The sequence below is a fragment of the Streptomyces sp. PKU-EA00015 genome (assembly GCF_013387495.1).
In the GTDB taxonomy this organism is placed as follows: domain Bacteria; phylum Actinomycetota; class Actinomycetes; order Streptomycetales; family Streptomycetaceae; genus Streptomyces.
This window is the reverse complement of record NZ_JABZEE010000047.1, coordinates 11,613-35,226: the sequence shown is the minus strand read 5'-3', so window position 1 is coordinate 35,226 and position 23,614 is coordinate 11,613. Positions and strand designations below refer to the sequence as shown.

At 72.0% G+C, this 23,614-nt stretch carries 17 protein-coding genes; 3 read left to right on the top strand and 14 right to left on the bottom strand.

What is annotated here, in order from left to right; all coding sequences use genetic code 11:
- Positions 1-9: 9 nt before the first annotated feature.
- The 6 genes from HW130_RS26365 to HW130_RS26340 all read right to left on the bottom strand — a co-directional run bounded on the left by HW130_RS26365 (position 10) and on the right by HW130_RS26340 (position 11,919).
- Positions 10-3,369, bottom strand: coding sequence for a hypothetical protein (locus tag HW130_RS26365; protein WP_177152212.1), 3,360 nt, complete (start codon positions 3,367-3,369; stop codon positions 10-12).
- A 2-nt stretch (positions 3,370-3,371) separates the two neighbouring features.
- The gene (locus tag HW130_RS26360) at positions 3,372-4,085 is read right to left on the bottom strand and encodes a DUF4157 domain-containing protein (RefSeq protein WP_177152211.1); all 714 of its coding nucleotides are present in this window, start codon (positions 4,083-4,085) and stop codon (positions 3,372-3,374) included.
- 149 nt (positions 4,086-4,234) lie between these two features.
- On the bottom strand, positions 4,235-6,256 hold the full coding sequence (locus HW130_RS26355; protein WP_177152210.1) for an ATP-binding protein: 2,022 nt from the start codon (positions 6,254-6,256) through the stop codon (positions 4,235-4,237).
- Positions 6,256-6,921, bottom strand: coding sequence for a DUF4255 domain-containing protein (locus HW130_RS26350; RefSeq protein ID WP_177152209.1), 666 nt, complete (start codon positions 6,919-6,921; stop codon positions 6,256-6,258). The genes HW130_RS26355 and HW130_RS26350 overlap by 1 nt, the downstream gene beginning before the upstream one ends.
- Positions 6,922-6,927: 6 nt before the next feature.
- Complete coding sequence (locus HW130_RS36810; protein ID WP_177152208.1) at positions 6,928-10,878, bottom strand: DUF11 domain-containing protein; 3,951 nt, start codon at positions 10,876-10,878, stop codon at positions 6,928-6,930.
- A gap of 393 nt (positions 10,879-11,271) precedes the next feature.
- Positions 11,272-11,919 carry a response regulator transcription factor gene (locus tag HW130_RS26340; protein WP_177152207.1) on the bottom strand — a complete coding sequence of 216 codons (648 nt, stop codon included), beginning with the start codon at positions 11,917-11,919 and terminating at the stop codon, positions 11,272-11,274.
- 201 nt (positions 11,920-12,120) lie between these two features.
- Between HW130_RS26340 and HW130_RS26335 the strand changes: the two genes are divergently transcribed.
- Positions 12,121-13,425, top strand: a complete 1,305-nt coding sequence (locus HW130_RS26335) for a hypothetical protein (protein WP_177152206.1) — start codon at positions 12,121-12,123, stop codon at positions 13,423-13,425.
- A 99-nt stretch (positions 13,426-13,524) separates the two neighbouring features.
- Here the strand turns inward: HW130_RS26335 and HW130_RS35425 are convergent, their stop codons facing one another.
- Positions 13,525-13,716 (bottom strand): DoxX family protein, encoded by a 192-nt coding sequence (locus tag HW130_RS35425; RefSeq protein ID WP_375256590.1) that lies wholly within the window; start codon positions 13,714-13,716, stop codon positions 13,525-13,527.
- Positions 13,717-13,758: 42 nt separating this feature from the next.
- Between HW130_RS35425 and HW130_RS26325 the strand changes: the two genes are divergently transcribed.
- Positions 13,759-14,304: a TetR/AcrR family transcriptional regulator gene (locus HW130_RS26325; RefSeq protein ID WP_256356358.1), complete on the top strand. Its 546-nt coding sequence runs from the start codon at positions 13,759-13,761 to the stop codon at positions 14,302-14,304.
- Between the two features lie 54 nt (positions 14,305-14,358).
- Here HW130_RS26325 and HW130_RS26320 read toward each other — a convergent pair whose 3' ends face one another.
- Positions 14,359-15,606, bottom strand: a complete 1,248-nt coding sequence (locus HW130_RS26320; protein ID WP_177152203.1) for a MalY/PatB family protein — start codon at positions 15,604-15,606, stop codon at positions 14,359-14,361.
- 81 nt (positions 15,607-15,687) lie between these two features.
- On the opposite strand from HW130_RS26320, the gene HW130_RS26315 reads away from it, so the two are divergent.
- Positions 15,688-16,173: an Lrp/AsnC family transcriptional regulator gene (locus HW130_RS26315; protein WP_177152202.1), complete on the top strand. Its 486-nt coding sequence runs from the start codon at positions 15,688-15,690 to the stop codon at positions 16,171-16,173.
- A 267-nt stretch (positions 16,174-16,440) separates the two neighbouring features.
- On the opposite strand, the gene HW130_RS26310 is transcribed toward HW130_RS26315, so the two are convergent.
- Genes HW130_RS26310 through HW130_RS26285 form a run of 6 tightly spaced genes read right to left on the bottom strand, consistent with a single transcriptional unit; the run spans position 16,441 to position 23,612 of the window.
- Positions 16,441-17,181, bottom strand: a complete 741-nt coding sequence (locus HW130_RS26310; RefSeq protein ID WP_177152201.1) for an anti-sigma factor — start codon at positions 17,179-17,181, stop codon at positions 16,441-16,443.
- Positions 17,178-17,762: an ECF RNA polymerase sigma factor SigK gene (gene sigK / locus HW130_RS26305; protein ID WP_177152200.1), complete on the bottom strand. Its 585-nt coding sequence runs from the start codon at positions 17,760-17,762 to the stop codon at positions 17,178-17,180. Before sigK ends, HW130_RS26310 begins: the two co-directional genes overlap by 4 nt.
- A 33-nt stretch (positions 17,763-17,795) precedes the next feature.
- Positions 17,796-18,872 (bottom strand): 2,3-diaminopropionate biosynthesis protein SbnA, encoded by a 1,077-nt coding sequence (gene sbnA, locus HW130_RS26300; protein ID WP_177152199.1) that lies wholly within the window; start codon positions 18,870-18,872, stop codon positions 17,796-17,798.
- A 42-nt stretch (positions 18,873-18,914) separates the two neighbouring features.
- Complete coding sequence (gene sbnB, locus HW130_RS26295; RefSeq protein WP_177152198.1) at positions 18,915-19,985, bottom strand: 2,3-diaminopropionate biosynthesis protein SbnB; 1,071 nt, start codon at positions 19,983-19,985, stop codon at positions 18,915-18,917.
- Positions 19,982-21,001, bottom strand: a complete 1,020-nt coding sequence (locus HW130_RS26290; protein ID WP_177152197.1) for a TauD/TfdA family dioxygenase — start codon at positions 20,999-21,001, stop codon at positions 19,982-19,984. Before HW130_RS26290 ends, sbnB begins: the two co-directional genes overlap by 4 nt.
- Positions 21,002-21,023: 22 nt before the next feature.
- Positions 21,024-23,612, bottom strand: coding sequence for an amino acid adenylation domain-containing protein (locus HW130_RS26285; protein WP_177152196.1), 2,589 nt, complete (start codon positions 23,610-23,612; stop codon positions 21,024-21,026).
- Positions 23,613-23,614 lie beyond the last annotated feature (2 nt).

Below are 23,614 nucleotides of genomic sequence, written 5' to 3'. Positions count from 1 at the left end.
GGCACGCGGCTACTCCAGCTTGGCGGCCACCTTCTTGCCGTTCACTTCCCACTGCCCGCCGAGCAGGGTCTCCGCGGCGTTGGTGGCGGTCCCCTCCCAGTCCTTGTGCTCCTTGGCGTCGTAGCTGATCGAGGCGGCGACCGCGCCACCGCCCCCGAGCCGGGCCAGCAGCTGGTTCAAGGTGCCCGTGCAGCCCGGGCAGGGCCCCCTGCCCACGACCCGCAGGCTCAGCTCGGTCACCTTCGAGCCCCCCTCCACCGTCTTCTCCAGCCATGTCGCGAACTGGTACTCGGCGTGGCTCTTGTGGGAGCCCTTGACGGGGTCCCGGGTGTTCCACGTCTCCACCTTGGCGACCTTCTCGCCGGGCTTCACGGGCAGGATCTGACCACCGATCTGAGTACCGCGCCGGGTGCTGCCTCCATGCCCCGCAACAGCCGCCGGGAGGGAGTCGGGGACCATGACCGGGCTGCCGTTCTGCATGACGACGCGGCCGTTCCCGTCCTTCAGTGCCTGCGAGCCGAACCGCTCCTCGATTGCGGGCGGCTTCTCGAAGGTGACGGTCGCCTCGCAGCGGACCGTGGCCTGCTGCTTCAGTGTGACCTTGCCCGCGCCGCTGGTCGGGCTCGCCGTGGCCATGACCTCGAAGCTGTCATCCCCTCGCTTGACCACCTCCAGCCTCTTCAGGCCCTGCCCCCGCAGGTCACCGGCGATGCCCGCCACGACCCGACGGAGGCCGGCCTCGTCATTGACGGTCGGCCAGGCCTGCTGCAGCCTGCTGCGGGCCAGCGCCTTGACCTGCCTGCTCTGCTCGGTGTCCGCGCCCCCGCCTCTCACGGACCGCAGAATCCTCTTCCCGGCGTCCACGATCTTGCCGATCACCCAGTCGACCGCCTTCATCACCGGCGCCTGGACCTTCTGCAGGATCTCCTTGATCTTCGCCGAGATGCCGCCCAGGCCCAACAAACTGGCCAGGAAGTCCAGCACCACCGGGACCGCCTTCGCCAGGCTCTGCTCGATCAGGGCCGGGACGCCTCCGCCACCCCCTCGCGCGATGCCTTCGACGGAGTCGAGTACGGAGTCGACGAAGCTCTTGATCTGCGCCGCGCGGTTGACGAAGAACATCACCACGTCGTAGATCGCCTTGCAGGCCCGCACGAACGCCGACGCCGGGTTCAGCATCGAGACGATCCAGGTGATGCCCGCCGTGACGATCTTCTCGGTCACGAAGTCCTTGATCGCGCCGATGACCGTGTCCTTGAGGTCGGACAGCTTCTCGGCGATCCACTTCCAGAGGCCTCCGACGCCCTCCGTCACCAGGACCTTGACCATCTCGAAGCCGGTCTCCAGGGCCCCCATCGCGCGCTCGCCGATCCGGGCCACGATGCGGGTGCGGATGTTGGTCCAGGTCAGGCCGAGGATGGAGAGGATCAGCTTGATGATGCCCTTGGCGTCGAAGGTTTCCGGGATCTCGATGCCGCCCGCCGAGAGCTGGCCGAACAGCCACTGCTTGAGGCCGTTCTTGAGGTGTTCACCAATCCGAGCGGCGAAGCCCGTCACGCCCGCCTTGACCGCGTTGACGAGGTTGCCGAGGAAGCCGATCGGGTTGGAGATGATCTTGTCGATGGCGCCGGCGGCCCGGGCCAGGACGCCGAGGAGCATGTCCTTGAGCTTCATGAGGGTCGCGGCGGTCTCCGCGATCGCGTCCTTCGCCTTGCTCAGCAGGCCCTTGTTCTCCTCCTGAAGCTTCTTGATCTCCTCGTCGAGCTCGCCGCGCGCCGCGACGTACTTGTCCGCCAGGTCCTGCACCAGGCTCTGGGACTTCTCCGAGACCGAGGACTCGAGCTGCTCGAACTCCCCGCCGATGTCGTTCGCCGCCTGCTGCGCGAACTGCCGTAGACTCTTGGGCTGTTCGGCGACCTTGTCGGCGATCCTCTGCTTTCCTCGCGCGATCGCGTTCGACGCGTCGGCCAGCCGCTTGCCGATCAGGTCCGCAATGTTCGAGATGACCGCCCGCATCTCGCGCTCGTAGACCAGTCGGGCCTCGGCGAAGATCTGGTTGGCGCGCGGCGGCGGGTCCAGCACCGCGTCGGCGAGCCAGCGGGCCGCGCCCGTGATGCCGGAGTAGCGCTCGTCCTTCCAGGCCTTCATCTTGGTCTGGTGGTCGGCGTCGAAGGCCGCCTTCGCCGCCTTCTGCCCGTTGTCGAACGCAGTCTCGACCTCGGTGTCGAGGGCGCCGAGGATGCCCTCGACCTCCTTCTTCGTCGCGTCGAAGATCCCCCTGATCTCCGCCGCGACACGCGCCCGCTCCTGCTCCTCCTTGGACTGCGCGGCGCCCTGGCCCGACGCGACCTGCTGCGCGGCACCCGCCTTCGCCGCCGTCATCGCCTGGATGCCGGCCGGGCCGACGGCGGCCGCGCCGCCCTGCTCGGCGGCCACCCGCGCCGCCTCCGCCGCCCGGAACCGGGCGGGCGCCGTCGCCGCGTGCGCGTCGGTCGCCTTCTTCGCGTCGAGCGCCTCCTTGAACTGCGGCTCGTTGGAGTGGGCCAGCTGCTCCGGGGTGACCTTGGCCTCCGCCATCATGGCGTCGGTCTCCTTGGGCCCCGTACTCAGGTCGGTCTGCTCGGGCGGGGCCTTCGCCACCGCTGCCGCCTTCGGATCCGGAGGCGCGAGCGTCGGCGGTGCGGGCTGTCCCGGGAGCGGAGTGACCGGTTTCTCGACGGCCTTCGACTCGTCAGGGGCCTTCGCGGTCTTCTCCGTGATGTCCTTGGCCGAGCCCTCCTTGCCCGCCTTCACCTGGCCCGACACCTGGGATTTGATCTCGTCGGTCTTCCCGGACCGGGTGAACGTGTCCGCCTCGTCGAGGCTCTTGGGCGCCTTTGCGGCGATCGCGGCGGACACGGCCGCGATGAAGGCCTCCTTGTCGAAGGTGCCGGGCTTCGCCGCGCCCATCTCCCCGGCCTGCGCTGCCTTGGCCTGCGCCTCCTTGTCGTCCCCGGGCGGCTTCGCCGCGTCCTTCGCGGCCTTCACCTGGGACGAGGTACTCGGATGGGTCGCCAGGGCGTTCTTCTTGGCCCGGATGTCACCGGCGACCTTCTTGAAGCGCGGGTCCGTCTCCGGTGTGAGGCCTGTGGGTGCAACGGGCAGTGCGGAGCCGGAGTCCAGCCGCTGTACGGGTGCCGGCTGCGGCGTCGCCACAAGGCGGGTCACGGCGGCGTTCCCCGCACGGGCCTGCAGCCGCTGGACCGCCCGTGGGTCCAGCGGCCGGGGCCGGGTGGCCGCGCCCGGGCCGCCGTCCGGGGCCCGGCGCGGCGGCGCCTTGGTCTCCCGTGCGGGTTCGTCCCCGGCGGCCCGGTCCGCTGTGGCCTTCACCCCTACTCCGCCGGAGCCTCGTCCTCTTCGGCCTCCTCGGCCGCCGCGCGCTGCACGAACAGGCCCTGTACGCAAGCCTCCCGGCCCTCTTCGGCCGCCCGCTGCACCGAGGCGGCGGGGACCACAGGGGCCGGGGCGGACATCACCCGGTCGGCGTTGGCCACGGCCTCGCGCTCGAACCGGTCGGACGGATCGCTGACCTTGATGCCCCCGGCGGTCTCGGTACCGTCCACCGGGCCCGACCGCTGCTGCACGACATGCGTCAGCTCGTGCGCCAGGGTGGTGCGCCCCTGGTGGGAGCCGGGGTCGTAGGCGTCCCGCTGGAACACGACATGCGAACCGACCGTGTACGCATGGGCGTTGACCGATTTCGCCGATTCGTGCGCGGCGGAGTCCGTGTGAACCCGTACGTCGCCGAAGTCGTGCCCGAGCCGGGCCTCCATGTCGGTGCGGACCTCGGCGTCGAGGGGCGTGCCGCCACCGGAGTTCACCACGTCGTGCACGGAGGAGCGCTGCACCACGACCCCGACACCGCTGTTGCCGAGGGCCCGTTGCAGCCGCAGCATGCCGCCGGGGCCGAGCACATCGGCCCGCCCGCCGGCTGCCGCCTTGAGCAGGAGGGCATCGGGGGCGCCCGCGTCGTCCTGCTCGGCCTTGGGCCGCGGACCGGCCACGCACTCCGCGTCGTGCTCGTGCCCGTGTTCGTGTCCCTGCATCTCTTCCCCTGACCCCGGTGCCGCTGTGAGGCTCGGTTCGCCTGGCTCACCTGCCACCATCCGCCGTGCGGCGCCCGTCGGACAGAGACCTCCGGCGCCACCCGGGGGCAGGCCGTCTGCCCCTTCGGGCAGACGGCACCGGCCGACGGCTACCGCACAAGGCCCACATACGGGCCGAACTCGCTCTCCAGGCACAGCCGGCCCAGCTTCCGGTACTCCCGCGCCACCGCCGCCACCAGATCCGCCATCGAGACCGGACGCTCGGCCTCCGCCGCCAGGTAGGCCGCCGTGACCGCCGCCGAGCGGATGTCACCACCCGCCAGCTCGAACGCGCTCCCGCAGAAGGCCAGGTCGATGTCGTCCGCTCGGGGGAGCGCCGTGCCCAGGCAGCGGTCCCACAGCGCCTCTCGCTGCTCCGCGTCGGGCAGCGGGAAGTCCACCACCAGGTCCAGGCGGCGCGTGAACGCCTCGTCCAGGTTCGCCCGCAGGTTCGTCGCCAGCACCGCCAGTCCGTCGAAGGTTTCCATCCGCTGCAGCAGATACGCGCTCTCCACGTTGGCGTAGCGGTCGTGCGCGTCCTTCACCTCGGAGCGCTTGCCGAAGACCGCGTCCGCCTCGTCGAAGAGGAGCACCCCGTTGACGCCCGCCGCCTCCGTGAAGATCCGTTCCAGGTTCTTCTCCGTCTCCCCCACGTACTTGTCCACGACCGTCGCCAGATCGACCGTGTACAGGTCGAGTCCCAGCGCCGCGGCGATGACCTCCGCCGACATCGTCTTGCCGGTGCCCGAGTCCCCGGCGAAGAGCGCCATCACGCCACGTCCGCGTCCGCCGCCCGGCCGCATCGCCCAGTCCCCCAGCACCCGGTCCCGGTGCCTGGCCCGCGCTGCCAGCTCCCGCAGCTGGCCCAGTACGCCCGGCGGGAGCACGAGGTCGTCCCAGCCCACCGCCGGCTGGATCCGGCGGGCGAGCCGCTCCAGACCGGAGGTGCTCTGCGCCCGCGCCCCGTGGAGCAGTTCCGGCTCGCCCACCGGGGCGCGCTCCAGCACCGCCTGCTGCCGGGCCGCCGACGCCGCGCGCCGCATCTGCTCGGGGGTGAGGACGAAGGCCGCCACCGACTCCCCCGTGCTCCCGTCCCCCAGCACCTGCCGCCACACCGCCGCCCGCGCCGCGGCCCCCAGCCGTCCGACCTCCACCAGCAGGGGCGTGCCGTCCGACCACTGCGGATCCCATCCCGCCCGGCCTGCCAGCAGTACCGGTACGGGCAGCCCGGCCAGGGCCCGCAGCAGCTCCAGCCGCTCCGCCAGCGCTTCCACCGGGGCCGCGATCAGGCCCGCCCCTGCCAGTGCGGCCTCCCGGCCGGCCGCCCTGACCAGTGCCTCGGGACCGGTCTGCCGGGCCAGCCGCGCCAGGTCCAGGGCGAACGCCGTGAACCCCGCCCCGGCCAGGGCGTCGGCGGCCAGCTCCTGCGCGGTGCCGCCGGCGGGCTCCCGCAGGTACACCGGCGAGATCGCGTCCCGTACGGCACCGGCGAGCCGCTCCGGCAGATCGCCGAGGACCCCCTCGGGCAGGGACCCGGCCCGCACCGGGCGCATCACGTCCACCAGTACCGGGTCCATGGCCTCGTCACCCAGCAGATGGCTGGTGACCCGGTCCGGGACCCGCAACGACCGGCCCAGGAAGGGGCGTTCCCCCTCCTCCACGAGCAGCAGGCCACGCTCCACCAGCGGTGCGTCGGCCGCCAGCCGGGCCCGCGCCCCGGCCGAGACCGCGGCCACCCCGCACAGGCCCAGGGCCAGCCCGATCGTCGGGCGCCGACGCGTCACGTCGTCGTTGAGATAGCCGTAGAGCTGCTCGAACCGGCGGTCGAGGTCCGGTGCCAGCGCGATGAGCAGCAGCTCCACGTCCAGCGGCGTCAGGCCGAAGTTCCGTTGGAGCGCGGTCAGCCTGGAGGACTCGGCGGCCCGCTTCAGGGCCTCCCGGTCGGGCACGTCCACCGGGTCGTCCGGCCATGGCACGGTCTGCGGCTCGTCCAGAATCCGCAGGACAGCGTCCTCCGACAGGTACAGGCCCCGGAAGGGGTCGTCCGCGTCCGGGTCCACGGCCCGTCGTGCCCGGACGGCCCGGCGTACCCGTGCCTCGACGATCCCGAGCCGTCCCAGCAGATGGTCCATCAGGCTCCCGTCCGGTCGCCAGGACGGCGGGCGCGTCGCGGGCCTCGCGGTCCCGGGACGGGTACGGACGCCGGAGTCGCGGGCGGCGCATGGACATCCGACAGGTCGACCGCCAGCCCCTCCTCCACCGGTGGCCCCGCCGGGTAGACCGGTGCCGTGGTGACCGGTGCGCTCACCACCACGTCGAGCGAAGGCTTCAGCTCCCCTCCCAGCGCAGACCACACATCCGCGAACGCCCGGTCCTCCGGCGGTGGCAGCGCGATCGAGACCGGCACCGGCAGGCCTGTCGCCGTCAGCTCGGGCCCCAACCGCCCACCCGGCAGTGCGGAATGCCGGAGAAAGCACGCCAACAGGGCGGACAGCAGCCGGTGTTCGTCCTCCGGCCGCTGGGTCCAGGCGCTGATCAGGTACGAGAGTGTGAAGTAGCGGGGCGGCAGGGTCCGGGCGGTGACCCGGCCCTGCTCGTCGTAGATGTTCTGCCGTCCGCGCGAGCGCCGCCGCAGGTCCTCCCGGATGTCGTACAGGTAGAGATTCACGGTGGGGGTGTTGCGCCGGGCCGCCCACTCCCGGGTCGGTGCGTCGAAGACGACCTCGACGTCCGCGCCCTCCCCCAGCGCCTCCCCTCGCACCAGGTCCCGCAGCGCCTCGTCCACTTCATGGATCATGTCCGGTCACCTGCGCCACTGGAAGACGGACGGCTGCAGCACCCCGGGCACCACCAGGTACTCGGCCTTCACTTCGCGGAACAGCGGCACGGGCACTGCGTCGTGCGTCGCCCGCAGCTCCCGCGGCCCCAGCGCGTCCTGTACGAGCACGAGCACCGGCGCCGAGAAGGTCCCGTCCGCCCCGACCACCACCGGCGCGGACGCCGCGGTCACGCCCTCGCTCCAGCGCAGCCGCACCGTGGCCCCGGGCGGGAAGGAACTGCCGCGGGCCTGCGTGACCGCACCGGGCGGTCCGAGCTCGGGGTCGAGCCGGAGCACTGGCCGGCGCACGGTCAGCGGTGCGCTCGCCGTGTTGTTGGCAAGGTTGCTGTCCGAGCCCGTTGTCGTGACCGTCGCCGTGATCGCTCCGGTCAGCGCCCGGTCCGCCGCCAGCCGCAGCCGTACGGTGGTGCGGGCCGCGGGTGCCAGGTTCCCGAGCCCGCAGCCGTCCGCGGTCAGGCACGGCGGCCGGGACACCGACACGACCCGGAGTCCGGGCGGCACGACGACCTTCAGCGTCAGCCCGGTCGCGGTGACCTGCCCGCCGTTACGGATGGTCGCCTCGGCGGTGATCCGGCCGCCCGAGTACGCCGTGCGCGGCCCGGCGGTCACCGAGACGGACGGGTCCGCGGAGCGCCGCGGGGGCGACGGCCGCTCGTCCACGGTCAGCGGCGCGGAGGCCGAGTTGTTCCCCGGGTCGGTGTCGGGGCCGGGAGTGGTGACCGTACCGGCGACGGACCCGCGCAGGGCGCTGCTCGCGGTCACCACCCGGGTCACGGTCACCGTGGCTCCCGGCGCCAGGTCCCCGAGGGCGCAACCGGTGGCGGGGCAGGCGGGTGTGGCGGTGACGACGGTCAGTCCGCTCGGCAGTACGGGCGTCAGCAGTACCGACTTCGCGGGGGCGTCGCCGAGGTTCCGTACCGTGTAGACGACGGTCGACCGGTCACCGGTCGGTATCCGCGAGGGCGCCGCGGTCACCGTGACCGCCGGGTCGGGCATCCGGGGGTCGACGACGGTGAGATCCACCGACGCGCGGTCGTTGTCGGGGTTGTTGTCCCGCGTGGTCGCGGTCACCCTGCCCTCGATCGTCCCGGAGAAGGCGTTCCGGGCTGTGTAGACGAGGGTGACCTTCTTCTCCGCGCCGGGAGCGATGCTGCCCAGGTCGCAGCCCGTGGCCGGGCATTGCGTGCCGGACATGAGCGTGAGGCCGGGCGGAACGGCCGGCGTGAGCCGGGTGTTCAAGGCGGTCGCGGAGCCGGCGTTGCGGACCGTGAACTCGACGGTCGACCGCTCCCGGATCTTGATGACCGGCGGGGTGGCCGTCGCGGTGACCGCCAGGTCCGGCACCACGACCTGGACCACCAGCTCGTCGGTGTTGTCCTGCGGCTGATGGTCGGTCAGGGCGCCCCCGGCGGTCGCCTCGATCGTCTGTGCACCCGGTGCGACGCCCTTCACGTCCAGCTCGATCCGCGCCTCGGTGCCGGACTTCAGCACGCCCACGTCGCACAGCAGTTGCCCGGCGTCGGCCGGATCGGCCGCGCAGGCCCCCTCGGGGTCCGACGGCGCGACGAAGTCCAGTCCGGTCGGCAGCTCGACGCGGACCCCGGTCCGGGGCGCGTCGGCGACGCCGTGGTTCCGCACGACGAGGACGACCGTGCCGGTGTCGCCCAGCATCAGCGGCGAGTCGGCGGTGGTGAGGTGGACCCGCAGGTCGGAGCTCGGCTTCCAGGTGGGCTGCTGCTGTCCGTTGTAGAGCTTGCCGGGCAGCGTCTCTCCCTGGCCGTTCGCCGGGTCGACCACGCGGATCCGGCGGTCGGTCACCGAGTCCCAGCCGGACACCACCACGTCGACGGCCAGCCGGTGGCCGTCGGGCGACCAGGCGGGGTTGTCCGGCATGTCGTAGCCCGGTCCGTCGCCGTCGGGCGCGGGCACGGCGAGAGGGCATGCGTCGCCGAAGGGCACGAGCCCCCGGCAGCGGGTGCCGTCGTCGCCCACCTCCAGCACCATCCGCGGCCCTTCGTAGCCCGAGACGGGTGCAGCGCGCAGGCCGGGCCCGGTGGGCACGGTGGTCTGGCGTACGAAGGCGATGCTGCTGGTGCCGGGGCGGTAGGCGGGCCGTACGTCGACCACGCGGCACTCGGGGCTGCCGCACTGCGCGGCCGACACGTCGAACGGCACTCCGCCGCCCGGCGTTGCCCCGGCAGTCCAGATGTGGCGGTCGCGGGTGTCGCCCTGGGGCCGGACGGGCCCGTCGGATGTTCCGGCGCCGTCGTCCGAAGGCGGCTCGCTGCCGTCCGCGGGAGGCCCGCTGCCGTCCGACGTGCCGCCGCCGCTGTCGTCGTCGACGGCAATCCTGGGGCCACCCGGGGCCGGCCCCCTCAGCGGTTGCCCCGGAACCGCGTTGATCCTCGAGCAGTCACTCCGCCGTGAGAAGGCAAGCTTGCCGCCGTCCGGTGACCAGGACGGGTCACGGTCGTCCGAGTAGCACCCGTATCCGGGCCTCGTCCGCTCCGGCACCTCGTGGAGCAGCTGTCCGTCCTGCGGTCCCCGGGAGATGTCCACGACCACGATCTGCGCAGCCGGATCCGGGTTGCCGCGGGTAGGAGGCGCCGACCGGGCGAAGGCCAGCTTGGTGCCGTCCGGGGACCAGGCCGGCCGCTCCTGGAACTCGTTCACGCCCATCCCCTTGTACCTCAGCGGCACGGCCCGGGCCAGCCCGAGCTCCTCCCCCACGAGGATCCGCTCGGTGTCGGGTGCATCCGGTGGCCCGGTGGTCCGTACGAAGGCCATCCTGCGCCCGTCCGGCGCGTACGCGGGATCGGACAGGGCGCTCTCCTCGCCCTGTCCGGCCCGCAGTTCGAGCCGGTCCAGCGGTACGGCTGCCCGCTGGCTCTCGATGGTGAAGTCCTCCGGATCCTTCCCGGACACCATGACGACGGGCTCACCGCCGGCCGGGGTGTGCCAGCCGACGCTCTCCGTCTCGTAGCCCACCACCTCGTACGGGTCGTACAGCGGCGTGCCCCGGCAGGTGCCGCAGGCCTCCGCCCGGGCGTCCACGAGATACGGCTCGCGGGACAGGAACACCAACTCCTTGCCATCGGGCTTCCATGCGGCGCCGTGGCGTGCGTCCTGGTAGCGATCCCCGACCGCCAGGATGTCGGCCGGCGTCTCCCCGCGCCCGGCCGCGGGGACCGTGGCGAGCGCCTGCTCACCCCGGCCGGTGCGGGTGATGTACGCGATCCGGTCCCTGCCGCCCGGGGCCGCGGGCTCCCAGACCGGCTTGGCCGCCGGAGTCTGCCCGTACGAGACCGGGACCTGCGCACCGCCCGCGGCCACGGTCGTACGGTAGGCCCGCTGGTCCCGTGTGAAGACGAACTCCGTGCCGTCCGGGGACCAGTCGGCCCAGTCCGCGTTGCTGACGGCCTCACGCAGCCCGGTGCCGTCCGTACGGACGACCCACACGGAGGGCTGCGCACCGCCGAACCGGCCGCGGGAGTCGTCGCAGCGGTAGGCCGACGTGCGGCTGCCCTCGCCGTCGTCGTTCTCCCACGACACGAAGGCGATCCAACGCCGGTCCGGGGACAGCACGGGATCGGCCAGCCGCCCGCCGTCCAGGTGCACGACCGGGGTCACCGGGCCGTCGCCGGTGCGCCGGAACACCCCCTCCCCCGTGCCGCTGCGGTCGCTGACCCAGACCATGTCGTCGCCGCGTGCCGATGCCTGGCAGTCGTTGCCCGCCGCGCCGGGCGGCAGCAGTGGCACAAGAGCACCGCCCGGGCCGATCGTGGCCACGCTGCGATGGGGGCCGTCGCCGACGTACGCGATCCGGCCCGGGTCGGGCGGGAGTTCGTCGACGGCCGGCGCGAGCGGGGGTTCGGCAGCCATGACGGCGGGGCCCACGGCAGGTGTCGCACTCACGAGCACCATGGCGAGCAGCAGACCCAGCCCTCGCCGACCCCGGACGGAGCGGAAAACACCTTCAAGCACGCGCATCCGCCGGACGTTTCCCCCGCGCCTCCCGGGGACGCGCCCCCGGGACGGCGCCGACAGCATCCGGACAGCCCTCCTCAGGACAACCCTGTCCGAAGCGCACCGCGCAGGCAGCCCGAGCAGGGGCACCGGTCGGGGTAACCCCGACTGCCCTAAGAGGCAGTGCGTTCGGACTCAGCGCGAACGAGCCGGTGCCCGGCGGCTCAGGGCGACTGCGGTGGGGGCTGCGCCCCGGACCCGTCCGGCGCCGACCGGGCCCCGGGCGGCGCCCGAGCTCACCTTCGTGCGGGCCCGGTTCGGCCCCGGGTCATCGGGCCCGGGTCAGATGAAGCCCTGCCGCATCGCGTACGCCACGGCGTGCGAACGGTTGCGCAGCTGCAGCCGCGTCGTCACGTCATGGAGGATGTTCTTGACCGTACGCTCCGAGAAGGCCAGCGTCCGCGCGATCTCCGCGGTGTCGCTGCCCTCCGCGATCAGCCGCAGCACGTCGACCTCCCGGGGCGCCAGCCCGGTGAACGCGAGGCCGCGCGGATCCAGCACCTGCCGCTGCAACCGCCCCACCTGGTCCAGCAGGCGCCCCAGCAGGTCCGCGGGCACACTGCCCTCGCCGCTCGCCGCGGCCGTGATGACCTGCACCAGCCGGTCCGTGGACGCCTCGGCGCGCCGGACGACGCCCAGCACTCCGCATTCGGCGGCGGCAACCAGCCCCGCATCGTCGATGTCTGTGGCCACGAGCACGGTGCCGCATCCACCGCCTCGCTGGAAACGGCGCAAGGTCTGCATCTCCGTCTCCCCGATCCGGTCCACGGACACCACGGCCACGGCCGGCCCGTCGTTCTCCTCCTCCCCCAGCAGCTCGAGTTGGGGGCAGTTCCTCAACTGCCCCGCCAGCCCGGCGCGCGAAATCGGGTCCTGGGCCATCAGCCGCACCCGGATACGCTCCGCGCCGCTCTCTCCTTGGTATCGCATGTTCAGCTTCCCCCAGTTCGGCGCGCCCCCACGCCACGCGAGAGCGGCGCCTGTCTTTTCAGGCACTTCCTCACCTGTCGTCCAGTGAACACCCGGGCAGTCAGCAGCCACTCCACGTCGGCTCAACGGGCAACGCAACGTGCCCCCAGGTGTGTCCGCAGGGGAGCGGAGCCGTCCGGCCCGGGTCCCTACCGTCCCCTCATGACCACTTCCGCTCTTCTGGATGCCTCCCCCGCCTCGGTGCTGCCCGGCGAGGAGGCCCGGATCCCGCTCGAAATCCGCAACGGCGGAAACGTCGTCGAGGCCTACGGTTTCGAGGTCCTGGGTCCGGCCGCCGACTGGAGCGTGGTCGAGCCGGCGACGTTGTCCCTGAACCCCGGCACGGGCGGGCAGGTGGAGCTGGTGGTCCGACCGCCCCGGGACACCACTGTTCCGCCGGGTGAACTCACCTATGGCGTACGGGTGCTGCCACAGGAGCAACCGCAGTACGCCACGGTGCCCGAGGGCGTCCTGCACATCCGGCCGTACGCCGACTTCACCGCGGAACTGACCCCGCGGCTGGGCCAGGGCCGCACCGGCGCCCGATTCCAGGTGGCGCTGGACAACCGCGGCAACTATCCCCTGTCCGTTGCCCTTTCGGGCAAGGATCAAGGTGATCTGCTGAGGTTCGGGCTGCCTTCCCAGGCCACAGTGGTGGAGCCGGGGCGGGCGGCGTTCGTGAAGCTGCCCGTCAAGCCGAGGAGGTGGATGTGGCGCGGGGTGGCCGTGCCCCACGTCTTCCAGGTGATCGCGGCCCCGTCCCCCGGCCCGGAGGGGGCGCCGGAGGTGGCCCCGGAGCCGCTCGACGGCAGTCTGCTGCAGCGTCCGATCGTCTCGGCGGGCCTGCTGAAGCTGCTGATCGCGCTGCTGGTGCTCCTCGGCGTGCTGGCGGGTCTGTGGTTCGGGTTGCTGCGGCCGGTCGTCCGCAGCGAGGCCAAGGAGGCGGTGAAGGTCCCGGTCGAAGCGGCGGAGTCCAAGGCGGCCGAGGCGAAGGAGGCGGCGGACGAGGCCAAGGAGGCCGCGTCGGCGGGTGCCGGCGGCGGCAAGCCTGGCCCGGGCGGCAGCGCGTCCCCGTCGGCCTCGGCGACTCCGGGCACAGGCCCGGCCCCGCTCCCGCAGGCCGCCCTGTTCTCGTACCGCCTGACTCCCTCAGCCCCGGCCGGCGGCACGGCCGCGGCGACGTACACGGTCCCGGACGGCAAAGTGCTGCGCCTGACGGATCTGGTCCTGGAGAACCCTCAGGGCGACGCGGGCACCATCACGCTGTCGGTGGGCGACAAGACCCTCCTCGCCCCCGCGCTGGAGAACTTCCGCGAGCAGGACTTCCACTGGGCATCGGCGATCCTGGCGGGCCCGAAGCAGAAGATCACGGTGACCCTCGCCTGCCGCACCGTGGGCCGCCCGCCCTCCGGCCCGGCCCCCGACCGCTGCAACTCGGCGGTCCTCTTCAGCGGCACGCTGGAGTAGTACGGCCCAAATCGCTGCGCGACGGAGCGTACGCGCCACCGCCACCCATGGTTCGCGACCAGGTGGCCTCTCTGACCTCTCGCGACGGCGAGCATCGAGTCACCAGGCGTAGGGACCGAAGCGCCCCCAGGCGATCACTCCGGCGATGGCGAGCAGCACCACGCCGGGACCGATCTGGGACCACTCCTTGCCCCGCGCGTGCGTGACGACCGCGCCGATCATGATCAGGGCCGTGCCGGTGGCGGCGAGCGGGGTGAGGACCGGGGCGACGCCGGTGGCGGCCGGGAGGATCAGCGTGCCGAGCGTGCCGACGCCGCCCGCAACCGACAGCAGCTGCTGGCCACGGCCCGTGCGATGGTCGCCGAACTGGGCGTGGAGAAGGTCACCATGGACGGCCTCGCCGAGCGCTCCGGCCTCGGCAAGGGCACCGTCTACCGCCGCTTCGGCACCCGCGCGGGGATCTTCCACGCCCTGCTCGACGAGGACGAGCACGCCTTCCAGGAGCAGGTCCCGAGCGGTCCGCCACCGCTCGGCCCCGGCGCCGCCCCCGTCGACCGGCTCATCGCCTACGGCCGCGCCCGCCCCGCCCACCTCGCCGGCCACCTGGCGATCGTGCGCGCCTCGCTCGACCGCAATCAGCCCGTCCCCGCCGGAGCCGCCGCCACCCTGACGCGGATGCACATCCGCATGCTCCTGGGTCTGGCCCGGCCCGGCGTCGCCGACCTCGACAGCCTCGCGATGCAGCTCACCGCGGCACTGGAGGGCCCGGTGATGCTGTATCTGTCAGCGCCGCAGCCGGCGACCACCCCGCCCCCGGAGCAGGCGGACCGCCTCGGCGACAGCTGGCAGGCACTGATCGAGCGCGTGTGCCGATCGTGATCATCGCCCGTTCACTCGAGCCGCCCGCAGGGGGCTCCGAACGGCCCCGTCCGTTCACAGGCTCTCGACGGCGGCGATCAGCCGCCGTACGGCTTCGTCGACCGTGGAGCGCGGGCAGCCCAGATTCACCCGCATGTAGCCGTGGCCCTCGGCCCCGAACTTCTGTCCCTTGTCCAGCCACAGGCGTGCCTTCGTGAGCATGAACCTGTCCAGGGACTCGGCATCCATCCCGAGGTCGCGGCAGTCCATCCACGCCAGGTAGAGGGCGTCGGCCGGCAGCACCCGCACCTTCGATGTGGCGCTGTTGACCGCCTGCGCGAAGCGCGCATGGTTGCCGCGCAGATAGGTGAGCAGCTCCTCCAGCCACGGCTCCCCGTGCGCGTAGGCGGCCTCGGCGGCGACCATGCCCAGCACGTTGACCAGCGGGAAGACGTTGCGCTCGTACTGGCGGGCCAGCTCGTCACGCAGCCTGCGGTCGGGGACGAAGACGTTGGCGCTCTGCAGGCCGGGGAGGTTGAACGTCTTGCTGGGGGCCGTGCACGTGATGCTGTTCCGGGCGAATTCCGGCCCGAGCGACGCGAAGGGGGTGTGCTTCTTCTCGGGGTTGACGATGAGGTCCTGGTGGATCTCATCGGAGATGACCAGGACACCGTGCCGGGCGCAGATCTCGCCCATGGTCCTCAGGTCGTCCTCAGTCCAGACGTTCCCGGTGGGGTTGTGGGGGTGGCTCAGGATGAACAGCTTGGTGTCGGGCCGGATGGCCGCCTCGAAGGTGCGGGCGTCGAACCGGTAGCCGTCGTCCGTCCGCTCCAGCGGAGCGAACGCGAGGTGGCGGCCGTTGAGCAGGACGTCGTTGTGGAAGTGGGCGTAGACCGGCGGCTGGATCAGGACCGAGTCGCCCGGCGCGGAGAATGCCTGGACCGCCGTCTTGAGGGTGGTGATGACGCCCGCGGTCTGCAGCACCCACTCCCGCGGCACCTCCCAGCCGAAGCGCCGGGCCTGCCAGCCGGTCACGGCGTCGAGGTAACTGTCGGTCGCGCCGCCGGGATATCCGAAGACGCCGTGGTCCACGGCCTGGTGGAGGGCGTCGATCACGGCCTGTGGGGCCTTGAAGTCGGTATCGGCGACCCACATCGGCAGGGGGTCGGCCGCGGCCTCGTCGTCCGCCAGGAGTCGACGGGCGTAGGCCCACTTCATGGAGTTCGAGTTCTTGCGGTCCACGACGATGTCGAAAACCGATCCCGCAGTTTCCGCCGCGAGGCCCTGTCCCGCCCGGTCAAAGGGTGTGCTGTCGGTTGCCATGGCTGGAGGTTAGCCAGGACGGCGGGCAAAATGTTCGTGAGCTTTGCTTGACTGCGAGCTCTCGTCGCTAGAATTTTGCTCGTGGACTCCACGGATCGAAAAATTGTTGCTCTCCTCCAGTCCGAGGGGCGCATCACGCTCACCGATCTGGCCGACAAGGTCCAGCTCAGCGTCTCCAGGTGCCAGCGGCGCGTCCGGGAACTGGAGACGGCCGGGATCATCCGCGGCTACCGGGCCGTCGTCGACGCCGCGGCCCTGGGATACGGGTTCGAAGTCCTCCTCTTCGCCACACTCAGCCGGCCCGGCGCGGTGACCGAATTCGACGCAGCACTCGCCGACATCCCCGAGGTCGTCGAGGCGCAGCGGCTCTTCGGCGAACCGGACTACCTGATCCGTGTGGTCAGCGCCGACCTGCCGTCCTACCAGCGCCTCTACGAGTCCGTCCTCATCCATCTGCCGGGAGTACGCGGCCTCAACTCGACCATCGTGATGAAGCAAGCCGTCGCCCCACGGCCCCTGCCGGAGCGACCGCCGCGTGAGGTGCCTGCGCGGCCCGCCTCCCCCTGAGCGCGGCCGGCAGCTCCGCCGAGGTCACATGACCGGCCACACCTCCCTCGGCCCCCTCCCCGGCGAGCAGCCGGTGTACGCCCTCCGGCTCGTCGCCGACGCCCGCCCCACCCGCCCCGACGCGCCATGGCGCTTGCACAGGGGTTGATGTCGGACTACCCCGTACACGGCGGGTGCCGGCACACCCACGGGCACGGACACGGACACGGACACGACCCACGGTTGCGCGAGAACAAGCAGGTCATGCGGCCACGGCCGGCCACACGATCAGGAGAGGGGCCATCTGGCGAGGGGATCGGTGGTGGGTTCGGCTGAGCCTGTGCTCGGTTCGACGGTGATGGCAAGCGTGGTGGCAGTCCCGGGCGGGGGGAGGGACACGGCCTGGGGGCCGGCTTTGGCGGGGAGGAGCCCGGCGGATCGGGCTCCGTCCCCGGGGGCGACGTACCACAACTGGTAGGTCCTGTCCGAGGGCAGAGGAGGCAGGTCCTGGCAGAAGTAGACGGCCTGGTTCAGCCGGCGCGAGACCGCGACGCTGCCGGAGCCGCCGTAGGCCACGTTTTTCCTGACGAAAGTGGTGTCGGGGGCCGTAAAGAGCCGAGCGAGGTCGGCGGCGTGGCTCGCGGCCTCCTGGCGCGTCTCCCGCACCTCCTGGTACTGCCAGGCCGCCAGACCGCCGAGCGCGGCGGCTGCGGCCAGACTGGCGGCCAGCGCGAGGTGCAGCAGAGGTGGCGTGGTCCGTCGGCTCCGGTGCTCGTCCGCCTGACCGGGAAGCGTCGGCGGAAACTGGGGGGTCCGGGCCGCCTCGGAGAGGACACGTTCTTTCAGACGGGGAGGCGGGGTGCGAGCTGCCGCGAGGGCGAGCCAGGCCGCGGCCTCCTGCTGGCGGGCGGTCTCGTGGGCGCAGTCGGGGCAGCCGACGACGTGACGCCGGAACGCCTCGCGCTCCTCCCGGGTGACGGCGTCCGCCGCATAGGCACCCGCGAGGTCGTGTGGGTCGGCTGGGTTCACGGCGGCGCTCCCAGACAATGCCGCAGCTGGGTCAGTGCCCTGCGCAGGCGGCTCTTGACGGTGCCGAGCGGCAGGGACAGCGCCGCAGCGATCTCGGTATGGGTCAGGCCCTGGTAGTAGGCGAGTACTACCGGTAGCCGCAGCTCGGCGGTGAGCTCTTTCAGGCAGGAACGGACTTGTTCGCGCTCTCCGAGCGCCTCCACCGTCTCCATGACGTCGTCGAACGCGAGGGTCGACTCGTGCTGGGAGACGGCGCGCTCGCGTTCAGCGGATCTTCGCAGAGTGCGGACCCTGTCCACGGCGCGATGGTGGGCGATCGTCATCATCCAGGTGATGGCGTGCCCGCTCTCGGGCCGGTAGCGGGGTGCACGCTGCCAGACCTCGAGCATCACCTCCTGGGTGACCTCCTCGGCGTGTGCCGCGTCCTGCAGCACCCGGTACGCGATTCCGTAGACCGGGCCGGCGGCCGCGTCGTACAACCGGTCGAAGGCGTCCTGACTGCCGGCAGCGACGGACACCAACAGTCCATCGGTCTCGGATGTACCGATGTGCCGGGCCCCGGGGGCCTGCCGCTTCGCCACACCCTCTCCCGTCTGTGGGTCTGCCCCGATCCGTCATGGTGGGTTCACCCGCCCTCCGCCAGTGTCCGGGTCCCAGCCGTCGTCCGCATCCCGCAGTGGCGTGGGCACCGGTGGTGCGGAGCGGGCGGCCCCCGAGCCGACGACGGCCGGCCCGCCGGAGCGGAGCACGTCCTCGCCGTAGAGACCTTGGACCCAGTTGGCCTGGTAGACGGTCTCGAGGTAGCGCTCGCCCAGGTCCGGGGCGATGGCCACCGCGGTGAGGCCCGCCGAGTCATGCGCGGCCAGCCAGCGCTCCGCGCCGCTGACGACGGTGCCGGTGGAGCCGCCGAAGAGGAAGCCGCGTCGGGCGAGGTGGTGACAGGCGCGGATGGTGTCCGCCTCCTCGACGTGCACCGCCTCGTCGACGAAGGACTCGTCGAGCAGTGGAGGGCTGACACTCATGCCCAGGCCGGGAAGCATGCGGCGTCCCGAAGTACCGCCGAAGGTCACCGAGCCGACGCTGTCCACCGCGACGATGCGGACCGGCCGGTGCCACTGCCGGAAGTAGCGTGCGCAGCCCATCAGCGTGCCGGTCGTGCCGGCGCCGACGAACAATACGTCCAGTCCTGGGAACGAGCGGGCGATCGCCGGTGCCGTCCTGCGGTAGTGCGCTCTCCAGTTGCCCGGGTTGGTGTACTGACTGAGCCACACGTACCGGTCGTCGAGGGCGGACAGCGCGCGAACGTAGTCGAGCCGTGCACGGAGGAAGCCGCCGTGGGCGCTCGGCTCGGTGACCACGTGCACCTGGGCGCCCAGGGCCTCCATCACCAGCCTGGTCGACAGGTTGCAGCGGGAGTCCGTCACGCACAGGAACCGGTAGCCCTTGCTCGCCGCGATCATGCCGAGTGCCACGCCCATGTTTCCCGACGAGGACTCGAGCAGGACCGAGCTCGGGGTCAGGACCCCGAGCTGCTCGGCGGCCTCCACCATCTCGGTCGCGGGCTTCAGCTTGATCGAGCCGGCGAAGTTGAAGCCCTCGCACTTCAGGAAGAGCCTGCGCCCGAGGATCGACTGGAGGTCGACGTAGAGATCCTCCTCGTTGAAGGTGTAGGGAGTGGATATGACTGACACGATGGCCTCCGCGGAGTGAAGAGCGGCCGGTCCGGATGGTGCTCATCCGTATCGGCGCAGCTCATGGAAGAAGCCGTCGACGACGTGCAGCTCTCCGGAACCGGCCACCTCGTCGTAGACGTACTTGCCGACTGCCAGATCGAGCACCCCGAGGCCGAAGGGCGAGAACACCACCGTCCGGTACGCCGACGGCGTCACGCTTCCGGCCATGACGTCCGCCAGCGTCCCCGTGAGGAAGTCGCGGTTGCCCGTGAGCTGTTCGGTCAGGTGAACGGAGGTGTCGGCCCTCAGACAGTGCTCGACGTCGTCGACGATGTTGTACGAGGTGAGTACGACCTCCGGAGCCAGGTCGCGCAGCGACACGTGCAGCACGAGCGGACGGTGTGCGAACCACGACGGATCGCTGATGTGCGGCCGGGCGGCGACCGTGGCGAAGACGACCAGGTCGCTCCGGCGGATCAGCTCCTCGGGGCTGTCGTGCACGACGATGCAGCCGGTGGCACCGGACTGCTCCAGGTAGCAGCGGAACCCGGCCGCGCTGTCGGCGGACACGTCGTGCACGCCGATGGCGTCGAACGACCAGCCGGTACCGGCCAGGAAGGTGTGGATGTAGCGGGCGATCAGGCCTGTCCCGACGAACCCGACGCGCGTCGGGCGCCGTCGGCCGCGGCTGAGGCGATCCGCCGCCAGTGCCGCCGACGCGGCCGTCCTCGTGGCGCTGATGATCGAGGCTTCCATGCAGGCGAACGGGTAGCCGGTGCGGCGGTCGTTGAGGATGAGCACCGCCGAGGCCCGCGGGATCCCGGCCGCCACGTTCTGCGGGAAGCTGGAGATCCACTTCAAACCGTCCACCCCTGCCTCCCCGCCGATCGAGGCGGGCAGGGCGATGATCCGGGACGACGGACGGTCGGGGAAGCGCAGGAAGTGGGACGGCGGATTCACCGAGTCACCTGCGCTGTGCAGCCGGTAGGTTTCCTCGACCAACTCCACGATCTGCTTCTCGCGCCCCTGCAGCGCGTGCTGGACCTGGCTGCCGGACACGACCGCGAACGGCGGCACGGCTACCGGCCCGGACGGTGCGGACCCCCCGGCGGTGGAACCGGTGACGGTCATGCGGTGATCACCTCCACGGTCGGCGAGCAGTCGGCCAGGCGTACGGCGTACGTCATCGCGACCAGCACCTCGCGCGGCCCCTCGTACGGCTCCCTGCTGTGGGCGGTGCGGACGTTGTCGACGAGCATCAGGTCGCCGGTCTGCCACGGCTCGCGCAGGGTGTGGGACTGGTAGACCTCGTTCAGCAGCTGCACGGTGTCCTCGCCGATCGGTGCGCCGTCCCCGTAGCGGGTGTTGAACGGCAGGCCGTCGGCGCCGTAGACGTCCACGAGGTACTCACGTATCTCGGGGTCCAGCGTCCACTCGTTGAGAAACGCGATCTGGTTGAACCAGCAGCGCCGGCCGGCGACCGGGTGCCGCACCACGGCGCTGCGGCGCTGCCAAGTCCGCAGGCCGCCGTCGGGCTGCCACTCGAACGCGATCGCGGCCGCGCGGCAGTAGTTCTCGACCGCACCGCGGTTCTCGGTGCCGAAGGCATCGGTCAAGGACGCGCCGATCTCCTCGTTGTAGGTGCGAGTGAGCAGCCAGCCCTCCCTCACGAATCGCTCGACGAGATCGGTGGGCAGGGCGTCCAGCACGGTGGGGGCGTCGGCCAGCGCGGTCGCCCCGCCGACGGCGGGGGCGCCGAGGCAGGCGAACAGCATCAGGCCGGGGAACTCCAGGGTGTAACTGAGTTCGTGGTGCATGCACATCGGCTGGTTCGGCGGCCACTTCGACGAGGAGTACACGCCGTCGGAGCAGGTCCGCCGGGGTGCGAAAGCCTCTTTCTCGGTCATCAGACCGCCGGCCCCGGCCAGCTGCCGGAATACGGCCGCGGTCTCGGCCTGGTCGCGCAGCCCAAGACCCCGGACGAGGACCGAACCGTGCTCGGCGACGACGGCGCGCAGCGCGTCCCGGTGCTCGGCCGCCCAACTCGCCGCGTCGCCGGTGGAGCCGGTGTGCAGGATCGGGGGCTTGCCGGGCTGCAGGTCGACAGCCGGCAGCGTCAGGGGGAACGAGGACGGGGACGACGGCATCTCGGGTTCCTTTCGCTCGGGTTCAGGAGGAAGGCGGTGGTCCGGTGGCGCGCAGCGCTGCCCGGTGCGCCCCGCTCGTCGGACGGGACGGCGGCCCGGACCTGCTGTCGACCAGGTGGGCCAGGTCGGCCAGGACCGGGTGGCGCGTGAGGTCCGTGATGTCCACCGCGCGGTCCAGGGCGATCGCGAGCCGCACCGCCGCGAGGGAGGTGCCGCCGCGGTCGAAGAAGTGGTCGTTGCGGCGGACCCGGTGTTCCGGGATGCCGAGCACCTGGGCCCATACGGCGGCCAGCCGCCGCTCGGTCGGCGTGCGGGGCGCATCGCGGTCCTCGCCGGCGGTGTCGGGCTCGGTGCCGTCGGATACGGCGTCGGGGGCCGGGGCACCGAGCTGTGCGGCGAGCGCGGACAGTGCCTTCCTGTCGACCTTGCCGTTGGCGGTCACTGGCAGGCTCTCCTGCCAGTGGAAGTCGGACGGGACCATGTACGCGGGCAGCGACCTGCCCAGCCGGTCCCTGAGGATGCCGTCCTCCAGCGGACGCCGGCCGGAGTAGAAGGCCACCAGGCGCCCGCCCCGGGCGGCCCCGTCGATGGCCACCACTGCCCCGTCGCGGACACCACGCACCCGCAGCATGGCGCTCTCGACCTCGCCGATCTCGATGCGGAAGCCGCGGATCTTCACCTGGTTGTCCTGGCGGCCGAGGAACTCGAGCTTGCCCCCGGGCACCCAGCGGCCGTAGTCGCCGCCCCGGTAGAGCCGTCGGCCCGGGTGGTGCGGATCCGCCATGAAGGCCTGCCGGGTGCGCTCGGGGTCGTTGACGTAGCCGCGGCCCACACAGACCCCGGAGAAGACGATCGCACCGGGGGCGCCGAGCGGCACGGGTGACAGGTGCTCGTCCACGACGTGGACGTGCACGTTGTTGACGGGTCGACCGAGTGGGACCCGTTCGTCGTCCGGAGGCCGGCCCATCACCTCGTGGTTGGTGTCGTCCGAGGTCTCGGTCAGCCCGTACGCGTTGACCAGCCTGATACCGGGCTGGGTCGCGAACCAGCGCTGTACGAGCTCCTTCTTCAGCACCTCGCCGGTGACCGACACGCACAGCAGATCCGGCAGCGCGCGCGGGTGCCGCTCCAGGTAGGACACGACGGCGTCGAGATACGACGGCACGACCTGGAGCACGTTCACCTTGCCGCGGGCGATCGTGTCGACGAACCGCGGGACGTCCAGGATCGCGTCCTGTTCCACGAGCAGGGTCCGCCCGCCGGTCAGGAGCGGGGAAACCAGTTGCCACATGGAGATGTCGAAGCACTGGGGCGCGGTCTGGGCGACCACCTGCCCCTCGCCGATCCCCAGGTCGTCGATCTTGGCGTAGAGGTGGTTGAGCATGCCCGCGTGCTCGCACATGGCTCCCTTGGGCTCGCCGGTGGAGCCTGAGGTGAAGTAGATGTAGGCGAGCTGGTCCGGTGCGACGTCGACGCCGAGGTCGGAGTCCGGGTGGTCCTCCGCGTAGGCCTCGTGGACGGAGATCGCCCGGACCGCGGGCAGCGCATCGAGGGCTCGGTCGAGCGTCGCCGTACTGCCCGGCTCGGTCAGCACGAGCCGGCACCCGGCGCGGGAGAGCATGGTCGCGATGCGGTCGGCCGGGAAGTGCGGCTCGACGGGCAGGTACACCCCGCCGGCCTTGAAGACCGCGAGGACGGCCGCCGCCCAGTCCAGGTTCCGCTCGGTCACCACCGCGACGACACCTTCGCGGCCGAGCCCCCGCGCCAGCAGGGCCCGCCCCAGCCGGTTGGCCCGCGCGTCGAGTTCGCGGTAGGTCCACCACTGGTCGCCGCGCACGGCCGCAACGGCGTCCGGGTGCGCCCTGACACGCTGTTCGAACAGCTCGTGGAAGCGGTGGTCGGGCAGCTCTCGGCGGGGCCCGGCGAGTCCTTCGAGCTGGAAGCGGCGCTCCTCGGCGGAGAGCAGGCTCTGCCGGCCGTGCGCGGCGTCCGGATCGGCGGCGATCAGCATGAGCGCGGTGAGGTGGTAGCCCACGATCCTCGCGGCGCAGTCCGCGTCGAGCGCGTCGGCCCGGTACCGCAGCCGCAGCGTGCGCCGATCGCCCCGTCGCGGAGATTCCACCCTCAGCACGGCATTCCCGGCGAGTTCGCCTCCGGCGCCGGCCGGATCGAACACGACCTCGGACGACGGTCCGGGCAGGCCCAGCTCCCGCCGGAGACCCTCGACGGGGAAGTCCTTGTGCAGCAGCAGTTCCGACTCGGCCCGGTGGGTGTGGAGCACCAGCGCCCGCCACGAGTCGGGTTCGGTGGTCAGCCGGCAGGGCAGCGGCCGGCCACCCGCCACGGTGACGTAACCGGTCGTGACCTCCCGCTCGCCGGACAGAGCGGCGAGCACCTTGGCGTGCGCGGCCAGCAGGATGGAGCCGAGCGGCACGGCGAGATCGTCCGCCAGGCGGCTCCATGCGTCCACCAGATCCTCGGGAAGCGTCGCCTCGTGCTCGGCGATGCGGGCCACCGGGTCGAGGGTCCACCGCGGGACCGTGGTGACCCCACCGGCGGTGAGCACGCCCCGCCAGAACTCCCGGCCGGCCTCCGCGGGCAGCGTTGCCATGG

What these genes read in the sequence shown, in the direction of transcription:
- sbnB (WP_177152198.1), bottom strand. Translation starts at nt 19,985, where the DNA reads ATGACCGTCACCGGTTCCACCGCCGGGGGGTCCGCACCGTCCGGGCCG.
- HW130_RS26360 (WP_177152211.1), bottom strand. Translation starts at nt 4,085, where the DNA reads ATGCAGGGACACGAACACGGGCACGAGCACGACGCGGAGTGCGTGGCC.
- HW130_RS26350 (WP_177152209.1), bottom strand. Translation starts at nt 6,921, where the DNA reads ATGATCCATGAAGTGGACGAGGCGCTGCGGGACCTGGTGCGAGGGGAG.
- HW130_RS26340 (WP_177152207.1), bottom strand. Translation starts at nt 11,919, where the DNA reads ATGCGATACCAAGGAGAGAGCGGCGCGGAGCGTATCCGGGTGCGGCTG.
- HW130_RS26335 (WP_177152206.1), top strand. Translation starts at nt 12,121, where the DNA reads ATGACCACTTCCGCTCTTCTGGATGCCTCCCCCGCCTCGGTGCTGCCC.
- HW130_RS26290 (WP_177152197.1), bottom strand. Translation starts at nt 21,001, where the DNA reads ATGCCGTCGTCCCCGTCCTCGTTCCCCCTGACGCTGCCGGCTGTCGAC.
- HW130_RS26355 (WP_177152210.1), bottom strand. Translation starts at nt 6,256, where the DNA reads ATGGACCATCTGCTGGGACGGCTCGGGATCGTCGAGGCACGGGTACGC.
- HW130_RS26285 (WP_177152196.1), bottom strand. Translation starts at nt 23,612, where the DNA reads ATGGCAACGCTGCCCGCGGAGGCCGGCCGGGAGTTCTGGCGGGGCGTG.
- HW130_RS26320 (WP_177152203.1), bottom strand. Translation starts at nt 15,606, where the DNA reads ATGGCAACCGACAGCACACCCTTTGACCGGGCGGGACAGGGCCTCGCG.